General features: G+C 52.9%; 21 protein-coding genes. 10 read left to right on the top strand and 11 right to left on the bottom strand.

Annotated elements, in window-relative coordinates:
- The first annotated feature begins 51 nt into the window (after positions 1–51).
- Both modB and modC read left to right on the top strand, forming a co-directional pair.
- On the top strand, positions 52–732 hold the full coding sequence (gene modB, locus LG323_RS14310) for a molybdate ABC transporter permease subunit (RefSeq protein ID WP_404417594.1): 681 nt from the start codon (positions 52–54) through the stop codon (positions 730–732).
- Positions 729–1,793: a molybdenum ABC transporter ATP-binding protein gene (gene modC, locus LG323_RS14305; protein WP_404417591.1), complete on the top strand. Its 1,065-nt coding sequence runs from the start codon at positions 729–731 to the stop codon at positions 1,791–1,793. The genes modB and modC overlap by 4 nt, the downstream gene beginning before the upstream one ends.
- A 17-nt stretch (positions 1,794–1,810) precedes the next feature.
- Here modC and LG323_RS14300 read toward each other — a convergent pair whose 3' ends face one another.
- The 3 genes from LG323_RS14300 to LG323_RS14290 all read right to left on the bottom strand — a co-directional run bounded on the left by LG323_RS14300 (position 1,811) and on the right by LG323_RS14290 (position 3,630).
- The gene (locus LG323_RS14300; RefSeq protein WP_404417588.1) at positions 1,811–2,125 is read right to left on the bottom strand and encodes a hypothetical protein; all 315 of its coding nucleotides are present in this window, start codon (positions 2,123–2,125) and stop codon (positions 1,811–1,813) included.
- Between the two features lie 8 nt (positions 2,126–2,133).
- Positions 2,134–2,421, bottom strand: a complete 288-nt coding sequence (locus LG323_RS14295; protein WP_404417585.1) for a hypothetical protein — start codon at positions 2,419–2,421, stop codon at positions 2,134–2,136.
- A 324-nt stretch (positions 2,422–2,745) separates the two neighbouring features.
- Positions 2,746–3,630, bottom strand: coding sequence for a LysR substrate-binding domain-containing protein (locus LG323_RS14290; RefSeq protein ID WP_310696463.1), 885 nt, complete (start codon positions 3,628–3,630; stop codon positions 2,746–2,748).
- A gap of 100 nt (positions 3,631–3,730) precedes the next feature.
- On the opposite strand from LG323_RS14290, the gene LG323_RS14285 reads away from it, so the two are divergent.
- Positions 3,731–4,927 carry an MFS transporter gene (locus LG323_RS14285; RefSeq protein WP_404417581.1) on the top strand — a complete coding sequence of 399 codons (1,197 nt, stop codon included), beginning with the start codon at positions 3,731–3,733 and terminating at the stop codon, positions 4,925–4,927.
- A gap of 150 nt (positions 4,928–5,077) precedes the next feature.
- Here LG323_RS14285 and LG323_RS14280 read toward each other — a convergent pair whose 3' ends face one another.
- On the bottom strand, positions 5,078–5,827 hold the full coding sequence (locus LG323_RS14280; RefSeq protein ID WP_404417578.1) for a sulfite exporter TauE/SafE family protein: 750 nt from the start codon (positions 5,825–5,827) through the stop codon (positions 5,078–5,080).
- Positions 5,828–5,906: 79 nt separating this feature from the next.
- Here LG323_RS14280 and LG323_RS14275 point away from each other — a divergent pair, with 79 nt between their 5' ends.
- On the top strand, positions 5,907–6,551 hold the full coding sequence (locus LG323_RS14275) for an MBL fold metallo-hydrolase (RefSeq protein ID WP_404417575.1): 645 nt from the start codon (positions 5,907–5,909) through the stop codon (positions 6,549–6,551).
- On the opposite strand, the gene LG323_RS14270 is transcribed toward LG323_RS14275, so the two are convergent.
- Positions 6,552–7,544, bottom strand: a complete 993-nt coding sequence (locus tag LG323_RS14270; protein WP_404417573.1) for a lipid A deacylase LpxR family protein — start codon at positions 7,542–7,544, stop codon at positions 6,552–6,554. It lies immediately after the preceding gene.
- Positions 7,545–7,558: 14 nt separating this feature from the next.
- On the bottom strand, positions 7,559–7,921 hold the full coding sequence (locus LG323_RS14265) for a 4a-hydroxytetrahydrobiopterin dehydratase (RefSeq protein ID WP_404417570.1): 363 nt from the start codon (positions 7,919–7,921) through the stop codon (positions 7,559–7,561).
- Between the two features lie 109 nt (positions 7,922–8,030).
- Here LG323_RS14265 and LG323_RS14260 point away from each other — a divergent pair, with 109 nt between their 5' ends.
- The gene (locus tag LG323_RS14260; protein ID WP_404417567.1) at positions 8,031–9,149 is read left to right on the top strand and encodes a WD40/YVTN/BNR-like repeat-containing protein; all 1,119 of its coding nucleotides are present in this window, start codon (positions 8,031–8,033) and stop codon (positions 9,147–9,149) included.
- A 15-nt stretch (positions 9,150–9,164) separates the two neighbouring features.
- Complete coding sequence (locus LG323_RS14255; RefSeq protein WP_404417564.1) at positions 9,165–11,498, top strand: RND family transporter; 2,334 nt, start codon at positions 9,165–9,167, stop codon at positions 11,496–11,498.
- A 32-nt stretch (positions 11,499–11,530) separates the two neighbouring features.
- On the opposite strand, the gene LG323_RS14250 is transcribed toward LG323_RS14255, so the two are convergent.
- The gene (locus LG323_RS14250) at positions 11,531–12,151 is read right to left on the bottom strand and encodes a TetR/AcrR family transcriptional regulator (RefSeq protein WP_404417561.1); all 621 of its coding nucleotides are present in this window, start codon (positions 12,149–12,151) and stop codon (positions 11,531–11,533) included.
- A 91-nt stretch (positions 12,152–12,242) separates the two neighbouring features.
- Between LG323_RS14250 and fabF the strand changes: the two genes are divergently transcribed.
- A complete protein-coding gene (gene fabF / locus LG323_RS14245) occupies positions 12,243–13,514 on the top strand; it encodes a beta-ketoacyl-ACP synthase II (RefSeq protein WP_404417559.1) in 1,272 nt (423 codons plus the stop codon).
- A gap of 23 nt (positions 13,515–13,537) precedes the next feature.
- Here the strand turns inward: fabF and LG323_RS14240 are convergent, their stop codons facing one another.
- Complete coding sequence (locus LG323_RS14240; protein ID WP_404417556.1) at positions 13,538–14,533, bottom strand: threonine/serine dehydratase; 996 nt, start codon at positions 14,531–14,533, stop codon at positions 13,538–13,540.
- Between the two features lie 173 nt (positions 14,534–14,706).
- Between LG323_RS14240 and LG323_RS14235 the strand changes: the two genes are divergently transcribed.
- From LG323_RS14235 to LG323_RS14225, 3 genes are read left to right on the top strand one after another with little or no spacing between them, the layout of a single operon-like run.
- Entirely contained in the window at positions 14,707–16,776 is a 2,070-nt protein-coding gene (locus LG323_RS14235; RefSeq protein ID WP_404417553.1) for an NHL repeat-containing protein, read from the top strand.
- A 2-nt stretch (positions 16,777–16,778) separates the two neighbouring features.
- Entirely contained in the window at positions 16,779–17,036 is a 258-nt protein-coding gene (locus tag LG323_RS14230) for a hypothetical protein (RefSeq protein ID WP_404417550.1), read from the top strand.
- A 35-nt stretch (positions 17,037–17,071) separates the two neighbouring features.
- A complete protein-coding gene (locus tag LG323_RS14225; protein ID WP_404417547.1) occupies positions 17,072–18,694 on the top strand; it encodes a methyl-accepting chemotaxis protein in 1,623 nt (540 codons plus the stop codon).
- Positions 18,695–18,801: 107 nt separating this feature from the next.
- Here the strand turns inward: LG323_RS14225 and LG323_RS14220 are convergent, their stop codons facing one another.
- The 3 genes from LG323_RS14220 to istA all read right to left on the bottom strand — a co-directional run bounded on the left by LG323_RS14220 (position 18,802) and on the right by istA (position 21,645).
- On the bottom strand, positions 18,802–19,338 hold the full coding sequence (locus LG323_RS14220; protein WP_404417544.1) for a DUF4426 domain-containing protein: 537 nt from the start codon (positions 19,336–19,338) through the stop codon (positions 18,802–18,804).
- A 62-nt stretch (positions 19,339–19,400) separates the two neighbouring features.
- The gene (gene istB / locus LG323_RS14215) at positions 19,401–20,141 is read right to left on the bottom strand and encodes an IS21-like element helper ATPase IstB (RefSeq protein ID WP_114418945.1); all 741 of its coding nucleotides are present in this window, start codon (positions 20,139–20,141) and stop codon (positions 19,401–19,403) included.
- On the bottom strand, positions 20,128–21,645 hold the full coding sequence (gene istA, locus LG323_RS14210; protein WP_404416226.1) for an IS21 family transposase: 1,518 nt from the start codon (positions 21,643–21,645) through the stop codon (positions 20,128–20,130). The genes istB and istA overlap by 14 nt, the downstream gene beginning before the upstream one ends.
- Positions 21,646–21,719: the final 74 nt, after the last annotated feature.

Genomic DNA, 21,719 nt, shown 5'->3' with positions numbered 1-21,719 from the left:
GCCAGACACCTTGTCGTGGTTGCTTGCAGATAAATCAGAATAGGTACGTCAATGATTTCTGAAGCCGACCTGACAGCCCTATGGATTACCCTGAAATTGGCAATTATCAGTACCCTTTTGCTTTTGCTCATCTGCGCACCTCTGGCCTGGTGGCTGGCCCACACTCACAGTCGCGCCAAGGTACTGGTGGAGGCGCTGGTTGCCTTGCCCCTGGTACTACCACCCACAGTCATGGGTTTTTATCTGCTGATACTCTTAGGGCCTCAGGGTGCTCTGGGTGGTTTTCTGGAATCCATCGGCATGAATCACCTGGCTTTCAGCTTTTCCGGGCTGGTGGTGGGTTCCATGCTCTTTTCCCTGCCCTTTGTGGTGCAACCCCTGCAGAATGCCTTTACCACGGCGGGAGGGCGGGTATTGGAAGTCGCTGCCACCCTGCGGGCTTCTCCTTTGGATCGGTTTTTCTCAGTGGTCTTGCCGCTGTCACGACGGGGTTTTCTGACGGCCAGCGTGCTTTCTTTCGCGCATACCCTGGGGGAATTTGGCATGATTCTGATGATCGGGGGCAATATTCCCGGTCGCACCCAGGTGGCTTCCATTGCCATTTATGATCATGTTGAAGCCATGGACTATAGAGCTGCCCACCAGTTATCCCTGATTCTGGTGATGGCTTCCTTCGCGTTACTGTTGGCTGTTTTTGCGCTGAACCGGCGCTTTAAGGTGGTGAGTCTATGATGCTGGCCGACTTCAAGCTGCCCCGAGACTCTTTTGAACTGGATGTGCACCTGCAACTGCCGACTCAGGGAATCACCGCTTTGTTCGGGCGTTCCGGCTCCGGCAAAACCACACTGCTGCGTTTGCTTGCCGGGCTGGAAGTGCAGCCGGGGAGTCGCCTGAGCTTTCGAGGTCAGGTCTGGCAGAACCCACGAACCCTGGTGCCCACTCACAAGCGCCCACTGAGTTATGTCTTTCAGGAAGCCAGTCTTTTTCCCCACATGAAGGTCAGAAAGAATCTTGAATACGGTTATCGACGCATCCCTGATAGTGAGCGCCAACTACAACCTCAGCAGGTCATTGCGCTGCTAGGCCTTGAAGATTTTTTGGAACGCTACCCGGATCAGCTTTCTGGAGGGCAGCGCCAGCGCGTGGCCATAGGGCGAGCACTGCTGACCAGCCCGCAACTGCTGTTGATGGATGAGCCCATGGCTTCCCTGGATGTCGAGAGCAAGGCGGAAATCCTGCCGTTTCTGGAGCGTCTACGAGATGAGCTGGAAGTACCCATCATCTATGTCAGCCATGCCATTGAAGAAGTCACCCGCCTGGCGGATCATCTGGTTCTGCTGGAAGCAGGCAAGGTGACGGCTCAGGGCAACTTGCAACAACTGCTGACCGATCCGGCCCTGCCCTTCATCCAGACAGATACCGCTTCCAGCGTACTTCATGGTCGCGCCCTTCAGGCGGATTCGGGGGATGGACTCAGTGAAGTGGCGGTGGAAAGCCAGTCTTTGCTGATCAGTCGCAGCAACTTACAACCCGGTCAAAAAACCCGCGTCAGAATTCTCGCCCGGGATGTTGTTCTGGCTTTAACACCCCCGCCGGATATCAGCCTGTTGAACTGCCTGCACACCCAACTGCTGGATATCCAGCCGGACCCCAACCCCAGCCAGGCCCTGGTGCGCCTGCAACTGGGGGAACAATGCCTACTAGCTCGCGTCTACCGACGCTCAGTGGAACGAATGGCTTTAAAGAAAGATCAGGGCATTTACGCCCTGATCAAAGGTGTGGCTGTGGCTTGAGTCAAGCCTCAGCCACTTTATTGACAGCTTGAGGAATTTACCTTAACCCCAAACGAGGAACCTGTGTAACCACGATCAGTTAGATAATCCCTAGCTTTATCTGTACACCAATCGAGAGCTTTCTGACTGCTGGTATAACCACCACCAGAAATATTCCAACACTTTGAAGTCGCCTCAGAGTAATAGTTAGTTCCACTCCAGTCGTTAAACAAGGTGGATATCTCACATGAACTGTACTTACCATTGTTATCCACATCTTCTTCGAGACAACCGGAAAGCCCAATAACCAGCCCCAACAACATTACAGCCAACCATTTATTTTTCATCATCATGATTCCCTTCAGAAAATAATTTTGCTAGAACAAGCAATCGGGTGATAGTCCAGACTGTCCGGCAATTCAATGATCAGATACAGGTTACCGCCGCAGTCATACGACAAGGCAGAATCAGGCTTCAGGGACACTTCCACCTGATCCACAGACAAGACAACGTTTTTCTGTGATGTATTGTAAATACCTAGATGCAGTTCATCATCCGACTGTTCCACACTGGCTCCTGGAATCGAATCTGCAGCAACTCCAAAAGAGACAGCAACCATTGCTGCCACTGCAATACGTTTGAATATCATTTTACCTCTCCCGGTTGGTTTGAATGCAGTGGTTCTTCCTTGATGCAAAAGACCATGCACCCAGTAAACATTGCCGGTGGAGGCATCAGGTATATGTAAGTAGTCGGCCGATTTTATAAGGGGGCTGGCTGGATACAACTCCCTGACACTCCCATTGCAATGCCAGAAAAAACTTCCTCACTTAAATCCAGAAACTCTTATAACCGGAGTGTCAGAACCAGTCCAGTAACCAAATAATGAGATTTGTGATCTATTTTAACTGTAAAGCTGGTATACAAACTTCCGCACAACAAGCAGTTTATAAGCTTTTGTAGTCAAAGGTTTTTAATCCGCCGCCACTTCGGCATGTTCCAGCAGAAAATCAACAAAAGCCCGGTCGGCAATCGACTGGTAGGCCCCTTTTTTCCAGGCAATGGACATATCCAGAAACACCGGTTCCTTGAAGGGAACGGCCACCAGATCCGGTTCATCCTTTAAAACCAGTTTGAGGAAGACCGTGATTCCAAAACCCTGGCGAACAATGGATTTGGTGAGGGGAATGAGGTTGGATTCAAAAGCCACCCGAGGCTCCATGCCGGATTTTTCGCAGATCCGGTCTATGAATTCGCGGTGGAAATAGCCTTCCTTGAAAAGCACCAATTCTTCCTGCAGAAACTCTTCATAGGTGACGAATTCCTGTTCGGCAAAGGGGTGATCCGAAGGCACGCAAACGACCATTTCTTCGCGCAGAAAAGGCACTGCTTCCAGATCATTGGGTACGCGATCGGCAACGATGACTCCCACATCCAGAGTCCCTTCACGGATTTTTTTCTGAATACTGCGCGTGCCGTCTTCAAATACAGCCAGGTTGAGGTTCTGGTGGCGGTGTTTGAAGGCCATCAGAATCGGCGGGAAGTAATAAGAACCCAGCATACTGGGAATGCCGATGCGCACTTCACCCTTGGTCAGCCCGCGCGCTTCATTCAGGGCCAGCTCCGCAGCTTCGGTTTCATTCAGTATCCGACGCGCATGCACCAGCAACAAAGCTCCCTCTGCGGTTGGCTTGACCTTTTTTTCTCCACGATCCAGAAGAGACAGACCCAGTTGTTTTTCCATATTGCGGATCGACATACTGACTGCGGGCTGAGCCACACCCAAACGTTCTGCAGCCAGAGTAAAACTGCCCAGATCAGCAACCGTAACCAGATAGCGAAGCGGACGAATATCCATAAGATGGCCTTATTTTCAGAATTAACAGGATATATTTTGCTTATTTATTGCGCAAACGTAAAGTGTGCCTTCATTTCAGTTAGGGAAGCAGTGCCTGCCAATGATTGAAGAAAACACCTCAGCCTTCTGGCGAGCAACCCTGGCCTTGTGCTGTGGGTCTTTCATGATCTTCAGTAATCTTTATGTGACCCAGCCTTTGCTACCCGAGTTTCAGCAGGCTTTTGGTATTTCCACCTTGCAGGCCAATGCTTCTCTGGCCGTTGCCACCTTGATGCTGGGCTTCTCCCTGTTGATCTACGGCCCTTTATCCGACGCTCTGGGACGACGCGGGATCATGCTGATCACCATGACGGGCGTGGTCGTCACCACTTTCGCCCTGGCCTGGGTTCCAGACTATACCAGTTTAATCCTGTTAAGAGCGCTGCAGGGTTTTCTTCTCGGTGGCTTGCCCGCCATTGCCATCGCTTATATGGGCGATGAATTCAGCAAAAAAGCCATGGCTGTGGCCGTGGGTATCTACATCAGCGGCAACACCCTGGGCGGCATTGGTGGTCGCCTGTTTTCCGGGTTTATGGCCGATGCCTTTGACTGGCGCGCCAGTTTTCTGCTGGCGGCGGTTATTTCCCTGGCCTGTCTGATCGTCTTCTGGTGGGCCTTGCCTGCCTCCCGGCATTTTAAACCTCAGACACCTTCTATACAAAGAATGTTCAGAGACTTAACAGGGCATCTACGCAACCCCTTGTTGCTCAGTGTTTATCTGCTGGGTGGCCTGAACTTTTTTATCTTCATCAACCAATACAGCTACGTCACCTACCTGCTGTCTGATGACCCCTGGCTGCTCAGCAGTAGTCTGTTGGGCATGTTGTTCATCACCTACCTGACAGGCACCTTTGCCGCGTCCATCTCCGGGCGAGTGGCTCTTTATCTGGCCCAGCCTTTATGCATGGCGCTGGGTGTTCTGATTCTGATTTCCGGCAGTCTGATTCTACTCCTGCCCAGCCTGATTGCCATTATTGCCGGTCTGCTGGTGAACAGTTTCGGCTTTTTCTTCTGCCACTCCAATGCCAGCAGCTGGGTCAGCCGCCAGGCCCCACATGCCAGAGCCAGCGCCAATGCACTTTATCTGGTTTTCTATTACCTGGGAGCCAGCACCGGCGGCTTTTATCTCGACCCCTTCTGGCAATTCTGGCATTGGCCGGGGGTTATTGCCGGTTCACTGCTGGTTTTGCTGATCACCCTGAGCATCAGCTTGTGGCTGTGGAGGCAGGATCCCAGGTCGCTTAGTCAAATCAGTTAATACGCTACCAGAATAATTTTTACAGCGAGCGACCAGGGATTGATTGCTCAGGCTGTCCACGACAGGACGTCGTGGCCAGAGCTTACAGGGATGTATTCACGCGTCCTGAGCAAAAATACCTGGTGGTAGCGATTTATAAACGTTTACAAATCAACTAAAAGCCTGCCAGATCAGCCTCAGTGCAAGCAGTGTCAGCAGGATGTTGAAAAAGCGTGAGAAGTTTCGATTGGTCTGGCGGGCCAGTAGCTTCAGGCCAAGCCAGGTACCTAAAGCGCCACCGGCAATCATCAGTACCAGTAACCCCAACCAGTCGCTAAAAACAAAACCGGCTGAACCAAAGATCACGGCCTTGGGAAGGTGTTGCAGGCTCATGGAAGCGGCGAAGTTGGCTACGGTGCGAAAGCGATCACCTTGATGCTGTTGTTTGACAAAGGCAGCAACCAGAGGCCCGGTGGCTCCGACGAACATGCTGAGGAAAGTCGTTGCGCCAGCGGCCAGAAAACTGCCCAGTCGTCCCAGTGCCAAAGGGGACACTTTGGGGCCCCAGCAGAGAAACAGGATGAACCCGGCAATGGTCAGTTGCAGAAATTGCATGGGCAGTTGTACCAGAAACAGACTGGCCAGCCAGGCTCCCAGAAGAACACCGGGGGCAAAAGCAGCCAGTAGTTTCCAGTCAATATGCCGCCAGGTCAGCAGAGCGCGGTTGGCATTGGAGCCCAGTTGCACCATGCCATGCAGGGGAATAATGGCCGCCGGCGGAACCACCAGAGCCATCATCGCCAGGAGCAAGACACCACCGCCAACCCCCAGAGCGGCAGTGACAGCCGAGGTCAGGGTGGCCATAACAATCAACAACAGGGATATCCATTGGGGAAGTTGTTCCGGTAAAAGAAATGTCATCGCCGCCACAAACCTTCAGTCTTGAAAAGACTGCATGTTATCCTCTGGAGCAATTGACTGCCAATAACTGGAGCCCTTCATGTTGAAGTACGAGATTATCCCGGTAACCCCTTTTGCCCAGAATGCCACCCTGGTCTGGTGTGACGTCACCAAGGAAGCTGCAATTATTGATGCCGGGGGTGAAGTGGATCGCCTGCTGGAGGCTGTGGAAAAACATGGCCTCAAGCTGACCAAACTGCTACTGACCCACGGTCATATTGATCATGCCGGAGGGGTGACCGATCTAAAAGCCAGAACCGGTGTGGATATTATCGGCCCTCAGAAGGAAGATCAGTTCTGGTTGGATGGTCTGGGTGAACAAAGCCGTATGTTTGCTTTCCCCGAAGCCAAGCCCGTGACCCCGGATCAGTGGCTGGAAGAGGGTGACCGGGTCAGCCTGGGGCAATCCGAGTTTCAGGTTCTGCACTGCCCTGGCCATACTCCCGGTCACATTGTTTTTTATGATGCCGAGAACCAGATTGCCCAGGTGGGTGATGTGCTTTTTGCCGGTTCCATTGGCCGCACGGATTTTCCCAAGAGCGACCACCAGGCCTTGATCAGCTCCATCAAGGAAAAGCTCCTGCCTCTGGGTGATGAAGTACGCTTTATCCCCGGCCACGGCCCCATGTCGAGCTTTGGCGAAGAAAAACGCAGCAACCCTTTTGTCAGCGGACAATTCGGTTGATCAAAGCTTTAATGACAAGTTGAGAGCACCAAAAAAGTCCCCCTCCTCCTGTCCAACAAACTCCCGGGTTCGATAAGTCGTTGTAAAACTGATGCGTGCCCGGCGATAGATCAGAGCGGCTCCGGCAAAGGCTGCCCCGACATCGGCTCTTTTCTCCACGCTGGGTCCGGATCGAAACAGGTTGCCATCCAGGAAGAGGTTATAGATAACCCGCCGGTACTCCAGCCCACCAAACACATACCAGTTCCAGGGTGTTCCCGGTGCAAAATAGCTGGTGCCCGGATAACCGGGATGGAGGGCAGGAGGCCCGTAATCCAGCTTCAGGTTATCCCCCCAACGCAGAGCAAGGCTTCCGGAGAGATAAGTATAGGGGCTGCCTGCTGCCAGGCTGAATACAGGTGAAACCTCAAGATCGCGCCCTTCCGGGGCATCCAGGTACTGTATCCACTTGTGAAAATAATACAAATTGAAAGTGGGCTCGTTGCCAAGCTGGTGTTCCCAGCCTTCAGGATCAGGTGAGCCGATCAGCTTGTGAATCTGCTTCTGGGCTAATTCCGCACCGGAATCCGGCCCCACATGGCCCAGAGTCAACTGCAGCATCTGCCCTTCTTGAAAAGAAGAAGTACGCTCGGTGGGTTTGGACATCAAGGCATAGCTGGCATAGACATAACCAGCCCAGGGTCGGTCTTGTGGTTGAGCAGTGGCTTTTTCAATATCAGCCGGGGTAAAAATGGCTTGCCCCAGGCTGAGCTCGGAAGCCAAGGAGCCGGTAGCCTGGGGAAGGAGGGCGGTGGCCCAGGCAGGTGGATCCGCTTCCGGCATGAAGTTCAGCTGCATGCCATGGGTATAATGACGATCCACCCCCAGGACACCGTCATTCTCAATCTGCAGGCTGATATACCCGTGTGCCTGGGTGGGGCTCATCCAGAGCACCAACAAAAGCAGAACGGTGAGTAATAAAATAGGATTGCAGCTCAAACGGTTCTGCTTCACAGGGGATCCTTGCGTCAATTCACCTTAAAGCGCGAGTATACTGCGCCACTGCGTGATGCCAAAATAAAGTCATTCATGTGCAGCCCCTTGATCTTGTGGGTCCACCAGTGCACGGTCACTTTCCCCCATTCGGTGACAATTCTGGGGTGATGGTTGGCTTCTTCAGCCAGCTCCCCCACTTTCACGGTGAAGTCCAGAGCGGCTGAAAAGTCCGGGAATTCAAACCTTCTTTCCAGGCGTTTCACTCCCTCAATTTCAACCAGTGACCAGTCAGGCACCCGTTTTAATTGTTGCTGCAGTTGGTCTCCTTCGACTCTGGGTGCATCGGCACGGCAGGCTTCACATGCCAGTTCAGCCAAAGAGTTTTCAGCATTCATTCAACACCTCCAACAAGCTTCAAGAATTTTAAACAAGCGTTTGTCTGAACGCCTGATTTAGTGCTAAAGTTAATCGAAAGCTTCAGCACAACAATAAAGGAGCCCATCCATGTGGCTGCAAATTCGGTCTTCTATCTCCAGTCTAGTCGTTTTTATTGTGGCCGTGGTGTTGTTTACCGGCAATGTCCAGGCCCAGTACACCTTGATCCGCCCAGCTCTTGAATCTGACAAGGCCATTGAGTCTTTGTTGCTGGATATTACTGCGGCGGGTGAACGTCTGGTTGCTGCGGGAGAAAGAGGACACATCCTTTATCGTGATCCTGGCAAACAGTGGCAACAGGCCAAGGTGCCCGTTATTGCCCACTTGACCGCGGTGGACTTTCCCACCCCACAACAAGGTTATGCCGTGGGTCATGAAGGCATCATTCTGCGCTCGACCGATGCCGGTGAAAGTTGGGAATTAATTCACCATGAACTGGTGGCCGGCCCGCAACGCGCTGCAGACAAGATCCCTGAAGTGGAGGCCGCTCTGGAGCAGGCTGAAGAAGCCGGGGACCGGGTCAGCCAGGAAGAGCTGGAAATTGAACTGGACGATCTCTATTTTCTGGCTGATTCAGAAGAAGTGCCTCCTCTGCTGGATGTGTATTTCACCTCGGCTGACAAAGGCTTTGCCATCGGCGGCTACAACCTTTTTCTAGTGACGGAAGACGGTGGTGACAGCTGGTCTTCCCAAAGCTCTGCTCTCCCCAATCCTGAAGGTTTTCACAATAATGCCATCGCCCAGGATGCCGATGGGCGTCTTTTTATCGCTGGCGAAAGAGGCCGTATTTATCGTTCCGAAGACCAGGGTCTGAGCTGGGACGTCATTTCTCCACGCTATGACGGCTCTTTCTTTGGCCTTTTTACCACCTCCGATGGCCTGCTGGTTGCCACAGGTCTGCGGGGCAACCTCTTTATCAGTGACGATGGTGGCAGCAGCTGGGAGCAACCGGCCAGCCAGGCTGAGCAGACTCTCAATGGCGGCCTGCGACTGGGAAGCGGACAACTGCTCATTGTAGGCCAGAATGGTGAATACCTGATCGGCAACAGGGATCAGCTACAACGGCATACTCTGCCCGGTCGTTATTCCCTGCAGGCCGTGGCCAGTCAGCAGGGTGACATCTTTTCCGTGGGTCGCGGTGGAATCCATTCCCTGCCATTGCTGCTGCCCAGCTCCACCCGTCAATAAAGGAAGCCTAACAAGATGAACAAGACAAACTTCAGCTCCACCCAAAAGGCTCCCTGGATTGAAAAACTGTTTTTCAACTATCGCCCCGCATGGCTGATTTTCTTTCTGGTGGTCACGGTTTTTCTCGGAACCCAGGCGCTTAAAGTGCAGCCGGAAGCCAGTTTTGAAAAACTGATTCCCCTGTCGCACCCCTATATTGAAAACTTCATGGAACGCCAGGATGACCTGCGCGGGTTGGGTAATGCCGTGCGCCTGGCGGTCACCGTCAAGGATGAAGACGAGGATATTTTTTCCCAGGCCTATATGCAGCGCCTGCAAAAGGTTTACAACGAAGTTCGCTACCTGCGTGGCGTGGATCAGTCCGCTGTTCGCTCTCTCTGGGACCCGGCCGTGCGTTGGACTCAGGTCACCGAAGAAGGCTTTGAAGGCGGAACCGTCATCCCCGACACCTATGATGGCAGTGAACAAAGCCTGAACGTGCTCAGGGAAAACGTCCTCAAATCCGGGCAGGTCGGCATTCTGATTGCCAATGATTTTCGCTCGACCATCGTATTGGCTCCCCTGGTGGAAGAGGTTGATGGTAAACCTTTGGACTATCAGGCTTTTTCCCATGCCCTGGAAGAAGTTCGGGATCAATTCAGTGATGATGAATTTGATGTGCGCATTATCGGCTTTGCCAAGCTGATTGGTGATCTGATTGACGGTGCCACCCAGGTTGGCTTTTTCTTTCTTGTTGCCCTGGTGATCACCTTTGTTCTGCTGTTCCTTTATTCACGCTGTTTTAAAAGCTCGATTATTCCTTTGGCCTGCTCCGTGGTGGCGGTTATCTGGCAACTGGGACTGTTAAAACTGATGGGCTATGGCCTGGACCCCTACTCCATGCTGGTGCCCTTTCTGGTTTTTGCCATTGCGGTTTCCCACGGTGTACAGGTCATCAATGCCATGGCCATTGAAGCTTCCCACGGCCATGACCGCATGACCGCGGCCCGTCTGGCTTTTCGGGGTCTCTATGTGGCCGGGATTCTGGCCTTGGTTTCGGATGCCATCGGCTTCACCACCCTGCTGTTCATTGATATTCAGGTCATTCAGGAGCTGGCGATTGCTGCCGCCCTGGGCGTGGCAGTCATTATTCTGACCAACCTGGTGCTGTTGCCGTTGGTGATGTCCTACCTGGGTGTGGGCAAAACCAGCATCATCCGGGCTGAACGCAAGCGCCAGGAAGTCTCACCCGTCTGGCACAAACTGTCTTTCTTCACTCACGCCAAGGTCGCCCCCTGGTCGCTGCTGGCTGCGGTGCTGCTGGGCGTGATCGGTTTTGTCGGCAGCGCCAACCTGCAGATTGGCGATCTGGACGAAGGCGCACCGGAACTGCGCCCGGATTCCCGTTACAACCTGGATAATGCTTACATCACCGAAAACTATGCCACCAGCGCCGATGTTCTGGTGGTGATGGTGGAAACCCCGGAACAGGGCTGCGTGGCTTATGAAGCTTTGGAGGCCATTGACCGTCTGGAATGGCAAATGCGCAACACACCGGGTGTTCAGGGCACCATGTCCCCAGCCTACATCACCAAGCGGGTGATTGCCGGTTTCAATGAAGGCAGCCTTAAATGGGAAGCCCTGGCACGCAACCAGTTTGTTCTCAATCAGGCCATGGGCAACCTGCCCTCGGGCATGGTCAACAACCGCTGCGACCTCCTGCCGGTTATTCTTTACCTGGAAGACCACAAGGCTGAAACTCTGGCCGGAGTCACCCGAGCCGTGGAAGCTTTTGCCGAAGAAAACAATTCCGAACATGCCCGCTTTCTGCTGGCAGCCGGGAGTGCAGGCATAGAGGCAGCTACCAATGAAGAAATTGCCCGCGCCCAGACCTTTATGCTGATCTTTGTGTATGCCGTGGTGGCTGGATTGGTTCTGATCACCTTCCGCTCCTGGCGGGCCGTGGTGTGTATCGTTGCACCCCTGGGCCTGACGTCCATCCTCTGCCAGGCGCTGATGGCACAACTGGGGATAGGCGTCAAAGTGGCCACTCTGCCGGTCATTGCTCTGGGCGTGGGGATCGGTGTCGACTACGGGATTTACATCTACTCGCGGCTGCGCCAGTATCTGCGCGAAGGTGAAAACCTGCAGGATGCCTACTACCACACCCTGAGATCCACAGGTAAGGCCGTCAGCTTCACCGGCCTGACTCTTGCTATCGGTGTGGGCACCTGGGTCTTCTCACCCATCAAATTCCAGGCGGATATGGGTATTCTCCTGACCTTCATGTTCCTCTGGAACATGGTCGGCGCGCTCTGGCTGCTGCCCGCCTTCGCACGTTATCTGCTCAAGGACCCCAGCAAGGCGTAATCACAGTTTCAAAAGGCAGGGATGCCTGAAACTCAGTGTTCACTTACACCAGAAGTTTGCAACTGCATCTGGGCCAGTATCTGGGTTTGTGCCACCTTGAGAATCGCCTGACGCTCTTCTTCATCCGGTAGCATTCTAGCCAGGGTAATCGCCCCCACCAGCGAAGCCAGAATTGCCCGGGCACGGTCACGAATTAGTGCCGATGAAACCTCCAGCTTTTGCAAGCGGCTCAAAGCCTGCATCCGTCTTTCCAGTAGTTTGCGCAAATCCTCATAGGATGACTGCAATAGGGGTTGCAGACTTTCATTATCATTCCCGACTTCGTTAAATAACAGGGTTTCTGGTCCAGGGCGAGTGTCAGGCTGCTGGCGCAGATTCCAGTAGTTGGATGCCAAAGCAATCAGTTTTTTAATGGATAGTGGAGCTTTAACCAGGCGTGCGCGACCACTTTCCTTGAGCAGCTCCAAAAACGAAGCCGAGTAGAGGGATTCCTTGGATTCAAAATGGGCATAAAAGGCACCATGCGTCATCCTGGCCTCTTTCATAATCTGGCTGATCGACACCTTTTTAAAGCCATAGCGGGCAAATAGCTCCATGGCAGATTGTAAAATTCGAGAGCGGGATCGGGTTTTATGATCTTTGGCATAAGGCATAGCGGGTTTTTCCTATCTGAATATTACCTTGATCATATGGTGTTGATGATTAGCATGGCTCTAAATTTCATCAACAAGACGGGGTAAGTCCATGAATTCGCCTATAGTCATTACCGGCATGGGAATGATCAGCCCTCTGGGTTGCGGTGTCAATCGTGTCTGGAAACGCTTGCTGGAAGGACAGTCTGGTTTGGGCTTAATTGATCGCTTTGACGTGACCGACTTTCCAATCAAGTTAGCTGGCCTGGTGCCCAACCAAAACCAAGACCCTGAAGGCGGCTTTGACCCGGCCAGCGTCGTTGATGCTAAAGAGCTCAAAAAGCTGGATCTTTTCACTCTCTATGCACTGGCTGCTGCTGAAGAAGCCCTGCAACAATCTGGATGGCAACCCAATAGCCGTGAGGACCAGGAAGCTACAGCCACCCTGATTGGCACCGGCATTGGTGGTTTTCCCACTATTACCCAGGCTCAAAAAACTCTGGAAAGCCGCGGCCATCGTAGACTTTCACCTTTTACCGTTCCCGCTTTTTTAGCCAACCTGGCTGCTGGCCAGATTTCCATCCGTTATGGGTTTAAAGGCCCTCTGGGTTGCCCGGTGACTGCCTGTGCTGCAGGTGTTCAGGCCATCGGTGACGGCATGCGTCTGATCCGTAGCGGCGAAGCCAAAGTTGCTCTAGTCGGAGGAACCGAAGCCTGTATCGACCCCTTGTCACTGGCCAGCTTCCATGCCATGAAGGCTTTATCCACACAGGATGAAAACCCAGAAACGGCTTCACGACCTTTTGATGCCAGTCGTCAGGGTTTTGTAATGGGTGAAGGTGCTGGTGTGATGGTCATAGAAACTCTGGATCATGCCCTGAACCGGGGTGCCCAACCCTTGGCAGTACTAAGCGGCTATGGCACCAGCAGTGATGCTCACCATATCACCTCGGGGCCGGAAGATGGCTCGGGTGCAGCCCAGGCGATTCAGCGCGCCCTGCAACAATCCGGCCTGCAAACCCGTGATCTCGACTATATCAATGCCCATGCCACCTCAACCCCGGTCGGAGACAAGGCCGAGATCGCCAGCCTGCGCCGGGTCTTTGGCGACCAACTAGCAAAGATTCCCATTTCCTCGACCAAATCAGCGACCGGCCATATGCTGGGTGCCGCAGGTGGTGTGGAAAGCATCTTTACAGCAATGGCTGTCATTCACAACCACATCCCTCCCACACTGAATTTGGAAACACCGGACGAACCTCTACAGGACCTGGATTTCGTACCCCTGAAAGCCAGAAACCATTCCGTTGAACATGCCCTTTGTAATGGTTTTGGGTTCGGGGGTGTCAACGCCAGTTTGTTGGTTAGCCAGTTTATGGAATAAGAAATAAAAGTAAGGCTGAAAGCTTACCCTACCCAGCCTTCTTGAAAAGCAGGCAGCTGGTAAGCTTTCAGGATTTCACCCGGGGAGGCATTGCAGCCGCTGAATTGCAGGACAACCTTTTTGCCTTTTAGCTGCTCTTGCAGTTTCAGGGCGGCCATCAGAGTGGCTGCGCCAGCTCCCTCAACCAACTGATGCGTATAATAACCAGCCAGTGCAATGCCCTGGTAGATTTCCTCTTCAGACAAGATCACAAAATCGGTCAGCTTGTCCTTGTAGATGGCAAAAGGGGTTTCATAGGCGCTTCCTGTGGCAAAACCGCCCGCAAAAGTGGTGTTATCAGCAGTCAGAATTTCGCCCTTGTGCCACGATTGGTAGGCAGCACTGGAGTTTGCAGCCTGAACAGCATAAATCTGGATGTCCGGGTTGATTTTTTTCAGGACAACACAAGCCGCTGCCACTTCGCTACCGGCTCCCAGGGGCAATATTATGGCATCCAGATCAGGTACGTCTTCCAGAATCTCGATGAACTCAGTAGCGACTCCGTTAATGAGATGAGGCTCATTGGCCGGATGAGCAAAATAGAGACCTTTTTCTGCAACCAGCTCATCAACCACCTGTGATGCCGCTTCAAAGGTTTTGCCTGCTTCAATCAGTTGCGCCCCGGTCGATTGAATACTGCATTTTTTTGCAGGGTTGCTCTGCTCGGGAACGACAACGGTGGCTTCCATATTCACCCAGGCAGCAGACTGGGCAATAGACAAACCATGATTGCCCGTGGAGAAAGTGATCACCCCTTCAGCTGAAATATCTTTCAGGTGACGCAGTAAATTGACACCCCCTCTTATTTTGAAAGAACCAGTAGGATGGTGATTTTCATGCTTAACTAAAATTTCAGCCCCCAACAGGCTTGAAAGATTTTTATAGGCAATCAACCCGGTTGGTTTCAGATACTCATAGACCACTTTTCTGGCCTTCAAAGCTTCCGAATATGAAATGGGACAGCTTTTAGGATCGGACATTTTAATCACCTCATATATTTCATATTTATGTTCTATACTCTGCTTGTTATTTTTGTGCAGTGCAACATCACTTTACCTTTGGTTCTTTTTTGTTAATCTGCGACTTTGTAGCATTAATTTTTCATCCGTTGCAGCTAAGCTCTTTCTTGTGATTTTAATCAAAGGAGAGACAGGTGATTACCTATATTTCACATCTGGGCAAAGTGCTTGATGAGCTTCCTGCTTTGCCTGCACCCAGCAGGGGCCAGCTGTCACTCAACACACCGGTGGGTAGTTGTATTGATCTTTTTGGGCACACTTGGCTGGCAGATACCGCTCACAACCGCCTGCTTGTCTTTGATGCCGAACTGCAACAGCTTCTGGCCAGCTACGGCCATCTGGGCACCCAGCCAGGTGAGTTCAATATGCCTTTCAGGCTGTTGAGTCACCCGGAAAAACCCTGGATCTACGTGACGGATATGGCCAATCAGCGTATACAAATCCTGGAATACGATCAGCAGCTCAAGATCAGGCCCGTCTCCTGTTTTGGAAACCAAATTCCCTCTCCTTTGACCGGGCCCAATGGCATTGTTTTTTATCAAAACAAACTCTGTGTTGCTGATGAGTTTTATGAAGGTGCCGAGGGCGAAAGCCGCCTGGTTATTTTTGATGACCAGGGCCATTACCTGAGAGAAATCAAATCCATCACCTACCCTGACCAGCAACAGGACGACCTGGATTTACTCTGGCCCCAAGGTCTGAGCCTGGATAAACAGGGCAATATCTACATTGCCAATACCGGCTTCAATACTCTGGTGCGTTGTGACTGGGAGGGTCAGGCTCGGCCTTTTTCCGATAATGGCAAGGCCTATATTGACGGACTGGAGCTGACAAGGGATGTAGCCTGCATTGATGACTACTTGCTGATACCGGGTGGTGAAGCCAATGCCATAGCCGTTTATGGTCTGGATGGCAAAAAACTGGGGCGATTGCGCGGTTTTTTTGCCCCCATACAAATCACCCAGGCCCAACAACCGGATTGCTTATTGATTACAGAACCTCTCCTGGCCTCCCTGCAGTTGCACCGCATTGATTTATCCAGCCTGAAATCGGATTCCAGCCGCTTCACCCAGGTATTGGCCAGTGTGGGGGATGATCGGGACCAACCGGGGCAGTTTCATTTTGTGGCGGCCACAGCAGGCGGCCTGACCGCAGAAACCGGGTCAACAGCAGCTCAGCCCGGCTTCATGAGAGGTTGGCTGGATCAAAAGCAGGAACGCATGGAAGACCTGATCAGCACTTGGCCAACCCCGGCGCTGCCTTCCTGGCTCAACCTGGCCATCAGCTGGCAAACCGACTGGTTGAGCCGCTGGCAGGAAAGCTGGTGGCGTCTGCTGCTGGGTGAAGGCAAGATAACTGATCCAAAAGATCAGCTCTGGATCGTTGATTCCGGCAATTACCAACTACAGGCCACCTCCCATTCAGACCCGGACAGTGCCCGCCCCACCAGCCGCCCTTTAATTCCCGGTTCTCTGGGCATTGCCTCCCTGAAAACACGACGTCGCCTGGCCGGACAACTGGCCCCGGATGTACCCCTGCTGGTCGTCTGCAACTACCTGACCAGCCTGGTAACCATCTACCAGTACCACCCAGTCCTGGATCAACTGGTGCCCTACCGGGTGTTTGGCACCAAGGGTTCCCTGCCGTGGCAATTGGACAGACCCCAAGGCCTGACCATCGATCCTCTGAACCAGGACATCCTGATAGCCGACTCAGGCAATCATCGTATTGCCCGCTGGCGACTCACCTTAAGTGGTATTGCCGGACTGGTTGAAGTTTTCGGAAAATCCGGGGATGGCGAGGGTGAATTCAATACCCCTTCTGATCTCTGCATGGATGACCAGGGTCATTGCTATGTTGCCGATCAATTCAACCACCGCATCCAGGTTTTCGATAGTCAGGGGCAATGGCTGCGCAGCTTTGGCGAAGCGGGCTATGCAACCGAGGGAGACCGCTTCCTGCTGCCCACCAGCATTGCCTGTGAGCAGGGCCATCTGATTGTTTCCGACCTGGTCAACCGCGCCATCAAAATCTTCACCCTGGAGGGTGAGTTTCTGGACAGCTTCAGCGGTTTTGGAGCCGACCCGGATCAAGGCCAACTTTGGATGCCTTACTTGATGCAAGTCAAGAACAATCAAGTGTATTTGCCTGATTGTGCACTGAACCGAATCAACATCTACCAATTAAATCTTGGATCCTCCTGACCATGAATACATTCAAAAAGGCTGCCCAAAAGCGATTAAAACAACAAAGCAGCTCACTGAAAAACACCAACACAACAAACGAGCCGTCGGATCAACTTTCACAGGAAGCCCTGGCTGACCTGAATGCAATCATTGCAGAACTGGAGGGCCAGAACCTGACTTCCGACGACAGAAAGCTGCTGCTGCAAAAAATGGAAGCCCTGCAAGCCAAGCAATTCCAGATTTTGCAAAGACAGCTGCCACCCGGCCCCTATCACTAAAAAACCCTTTAAACCAAGAAACCACAGGTAACCTCATGAACAACATTTCCATTGCCGCAAGAGCCTGGATCATCCTTGGACTTTTTGCCGTGGGCCTGATCAGCAACACCCTGCTGGACACCTGGAAAGCCCGAACCCATCTGCGCGACAGTTATGAACAGGGGGTGATCTTTCTGGTCGAAAGTGCAACCAACCTGGTGAACCATTATTACCAGCTCAGCCAGGACGGTGAATTAACCGAAGAAGAAGCCAAAGAACAGGCTCTGGCTGCCGTTTCCGCCCTGCGTTTTGATGAAGGCAACTACATTTTTGTAGGTGACAAAGACGGCATTTCCATAGCCAATGCCGTCACCGCCCTGCTGGGCAAGGACATCACCGGCCTGCAGGACCCCAACGGCAAATACTTCGTGCAGGAACTCTATGACGCAGCTCGGGAAGGCGGCGGTTTTGTCGATTATCAATGGCCCAATTCCGAGAATGAAGAACAGCTCGACCCTAAAACCAGCTACGCTGATTTCTTTGAACCCTGGGAGTGGACGCTGGGTTCGGGGCTGAATATGGACGCCCTGCAAGCCGACATAGCCGCTTCAGAGATTCGTTCTTTCTCGACAGCCGCAGCTATTCTGGTGGTGTTGTCTCTTCTGGTGGCCTTCTTTATTCGCAGCATCACCCTGCCCCTCAATAAAACCGTCGCCGCCATGAAGAGCCTGTCCAAGGGTGAAGGCGACCTCACCCAGCGGCTTCAGGAACAAGGCAGCAGTGAACTGATTCATCTGGCACGCCACTTCAACACCTTTATCCTCTCCATTCAGGAAATCATGCAAAACGTACAGGATGTCGCCCACCGCCTGGCTGCCGCTGCCAACCAGCAATCCGCTTCCGTTGCCTCCATGGATCAGAACCTGAGCCACCAGAAGGAAGCTTCAGAAGGCCTGGCCAGCGCCATGTCGCAAATCCTGGCCAGCGTGGAAGAAGTCACCAACCGCACTGTCCAGGCAACGGAATCCACCGCCCAGGCCAGCCAGGAATCCGAAGCCAGTCAAAAAATCATCAACCAGAATATTGATGAAGCCCGTTTGCTGGCCAAAAACATGAACCAGGCCGGTGAGGTCATCAACAAGCTGGCTGATGACAGCCGCAATGTCGATACCGTTCTGGAAGTCATTCGCGGCATAGCCGAACAAACCAACCTGCTGGCACTCAATGCCGCCATTGAAGCCGCCCGGGCCGGGGAAGCAGGGCGTGGCTTTGCCGTGGTTGCCGATGAAGTTCGCACCCTTTCCCAACGCACCCAGGATTCCACTAGCCAGATTCAAAACATCGTTGAACAGCTGCAGGAAGTTGCAGGCCAGGCTGTGGATCTGATGCAGGAAGGGGTCAGCAAGGCTGAAACCGCCGCCAACACCTCCACTTCGGCTGGCCAAGCCCTGGAAAACATCCTTCGGGAAATTCAATCCATTCAAGCCATGAATGAACAGATCGCCTCAGCCTCTGAAGAACAGAGCACCGCTGTTGACAGCATCAACCAGCAAGTGGTGCAGCTCAGCGACCTGTCCACCAGCGTGGCCTCGGAATCCAGCCAAATGGCCTCTTCCAGCCAGGATCTCACCAGCATGTCGCAAAACCTGCTGGAAAGAGTGGGACGCTTCAAGGTTTAACGAAAGGTTTCACCTGAACTCAAAGGCCGCCTGGTGAACACACCAGCGGTCTTTTCCGGTCGTACAGCTGCGAAAACCCAATACGTTCTGCTCTCTGTGGTACTGAGCTAAGGGAGCTGCACCTCGAAGTTCATTTGCAGAGGTTCGTCGGTACCTTCGGGCTGCGCCTCAATCACGAAGGCAAAAAAACGCTGCTCACTGGTATCCAGGGTACCGATATAGGATATGCCGTCATTGGTCTTGACCGAGCGCATGTCAATGTCAGTGTCGCGACCGGTCAGGCTTTCGTAAAATACGCTCAATTCGCCAGAAACAGTGACTGGCCGCTGCTCTGGTCGTTTTTCCAGAATCACCACATTGAGCATGACGAGACTGGGATCGGCTTCGATACCATGTTGTTGTGCCATAGCATCGGACAGATATTCGGTAGGACTCACATTGGCCCGGAGTGTAAAACCATCAAACTCTGCAACATCTCCCAGCGGCTGCTCGTCCCCACCGGACTGATCGACATTGGTCTGGTTATCGCTTGAATCGGCTGTCTGCTCGGATCCATTGCAGCCCGCCAGCAGAGCAACAAGGGCCATGGCCAGCATGGTTGTCAACGCAACGCCTGGAACTCTGTTCTTTTGCAGGGTGTTCATAGTTGTCAATGGCCATTTATTTTGACCCACCTTTGGCCAATAAAATTGACCCACCTGGTGCGTTAGTTGGTTAACTTTTCTTTCAGTCGATAGCTTTCTCCTCCCAGCATGAAGATGTGTGAGTGATGGATAATCCGGTCTACGATGGGTATGGCCACATTGTCGTTATGGAAGAACTCTCCCCAGTCGGTGAAGTCCTTGTTGGTGGTCAGGATGATGGAGCGGTACTCATACAGGCTGTTGACCAGTTGGAAGAGGTTATAGCGGGACTGGCGGCTCATGGGCAGGTATCCCAGCTCATCAATGATCAGCAGGTCGTTTTTGGCCAGCAGGCTGATCCGCTTTTTCAGTTCACCGCGTTTTTCAGCCAGTTCCAGCTCTTCCACCAGGGTCATGGCCGTTTTGAACAGCACCTTGTAACCGGCTTCGATGGCTTTGTAGCCCAGGCCAATGGCCAGGTGGGTTTTGCCCACTCCCGGTGGCCCGATGAACACCAGGTTCTGGCGCTGATCCAGGAAGTTGAAGTCCAGCAGCGCACTGATCTGGCGTTTATTGATGGTGGTCTGGTGACGATAGTCGAAGTCATCCAGGCGCTTTTCCATCGGGAAGTGAGCTTGTTTGAAGTGACGCTGGATGCGTTTTTGATCGCGTTCTTTCAGCTCATAGCCCATCAGGTGGTCGATACACTGTAGATAAGACCAGTCATTACTTTCAGCTTCACCGAGCAGCTGAGGGAGCTGTTGAGCCATCCAGGTCAGCCTCAGGCTTTTGCAGCGGGCGCGGGTTTGTTCAAGCTGCCCCATGGGTCACCTCCTGGCCACTGGACTGGCCAAGTCGCTGGTAAGCCGAGAGGTCTACATGGTTGGCCGAAGTAGCCTCTGGCAGACCGTGATCTGGATAACGCCCTTTGCTCCGCGCCTGACGTTCCGCCTCCAGGTAGCGTTTGATCTTGCCAGCGGTAATGCCGGGCCGCTCGGCCAGCTGCACAAGCAGCTTTCGATCTTCCGGCTCCAGGTGAGCCAGGATGGATTTCAGGGCAACCAGCTGATCCTTGACGACTCTAGGCTCTGAGCGCCTGATCTGCTGGCAGAGTGTCTGACCCAGAGCCTTTCCCAGCATTTGACTGATTTCGGTCTCCAGCTGCGCCACCCGAGCTTCCCTGTCCCGGTAGTGGTTGTTGTTCTTGATGATGCGCCCCTTTTCCAGGCACAGGGTATGTTCGGCCAGGGTCTCACCAGTGTTTAGGTCGGTAATGACCAGACGGCCTTCCTGCTGCATTACACCGACCTGAGATTGCTGCCAGGCCAGAGGCACGGAGTATTTATTGGCTTGGTAGCTGATCAGACCGGTTTTATCCGCACGACGAGTTTCAATCGCCGAAGGCTGACGAAGACTGCTGGGGGCCAGGTAAGGCTTCAGCTGAGTTCGTTCTTCGGCCATAAAAACGGTGTGGGGGATCTGGCCGGTGGTGCCATGCTCACGACGGTTGGCCACTTCATCCAGCCAGTTTTGCAGATGGTCTCTCACGGCTTGTTGACAGGTGAAGTGTTCGCCATAAAAGCAGTCCTGCTTGACGTATTTGACCCCAGCTTCCACCTTGCCCTTGCTCTGGGGGTCATAGCCTTCACAGGCATGGATTCTAAAGCCTGCGGTGGTGGCATACTGGTAAAAGCGCTGGTTGGCCTCGATTTCCCGGTATTGCTCCTTGATCACCACCAGCTTGGTCTGGTCATAAACACACTCTTCGGTGATGCCGCCAAAATACCGGAAGGCTTCATCATGCAGTTGAATAAAGGCCTGGGTATCAAGGGGCTGGAAGCTCAGGCCCACATACATCAGACGCGAGAAAGAGAGCACGAAGACAACAAAGTGAAGGGTGACCTCCTGATCACCGACCCGAACGCCTCGCAGCTCGCCGGGATCAACCTGACATTGAACACCGGCCACATCATCAATAATGGGTTCAAAGTAGCGAACCTGAGCTACAGCCACTTCCTGGCGCAGCTGTTGAATATAACGGCGCAAACTTCGATCAGATGCAGGGATGGAGCCATATTTAGTACGCAGCTTACGAGCAACCTTCACCGCACTCAGCTTGGGGAACTCACCCAGTAGGTACACCAGATAACTGCGGTAATCATCCAGCTTTTTGCTGCGACTGGGGTCTGATTGCTGACCTTGAATGGCTTCTTCCGATAGACGCAGATACTTGCGAACGGTATTGCGAGAGATGGACAACTGCTTACTGATGGCTCGGACGGAAAGACCCTGGCCGTTGTCGTGTAGTGCTTTGATTTTATGAATCACAACCCACTCCTTCAAAACCCTTCCCCTTAATCATCATCGTTGAGGGAAGGTACTGGTTTTGGTGGCCAAAGCCA

This window comes from Marinospirillum sp., assembly GCF_044810985.1.
Lineage (GTDB): Bacteria > Pseudomonadota > Gammaproteobacteria > Pseudomonadales > Halomonadaceae > Marinospirillum.
Note: the sequence above shows the minus strand (reverse complement) of the source record. Positions and strands in the feature narration are given on the sequence as shown.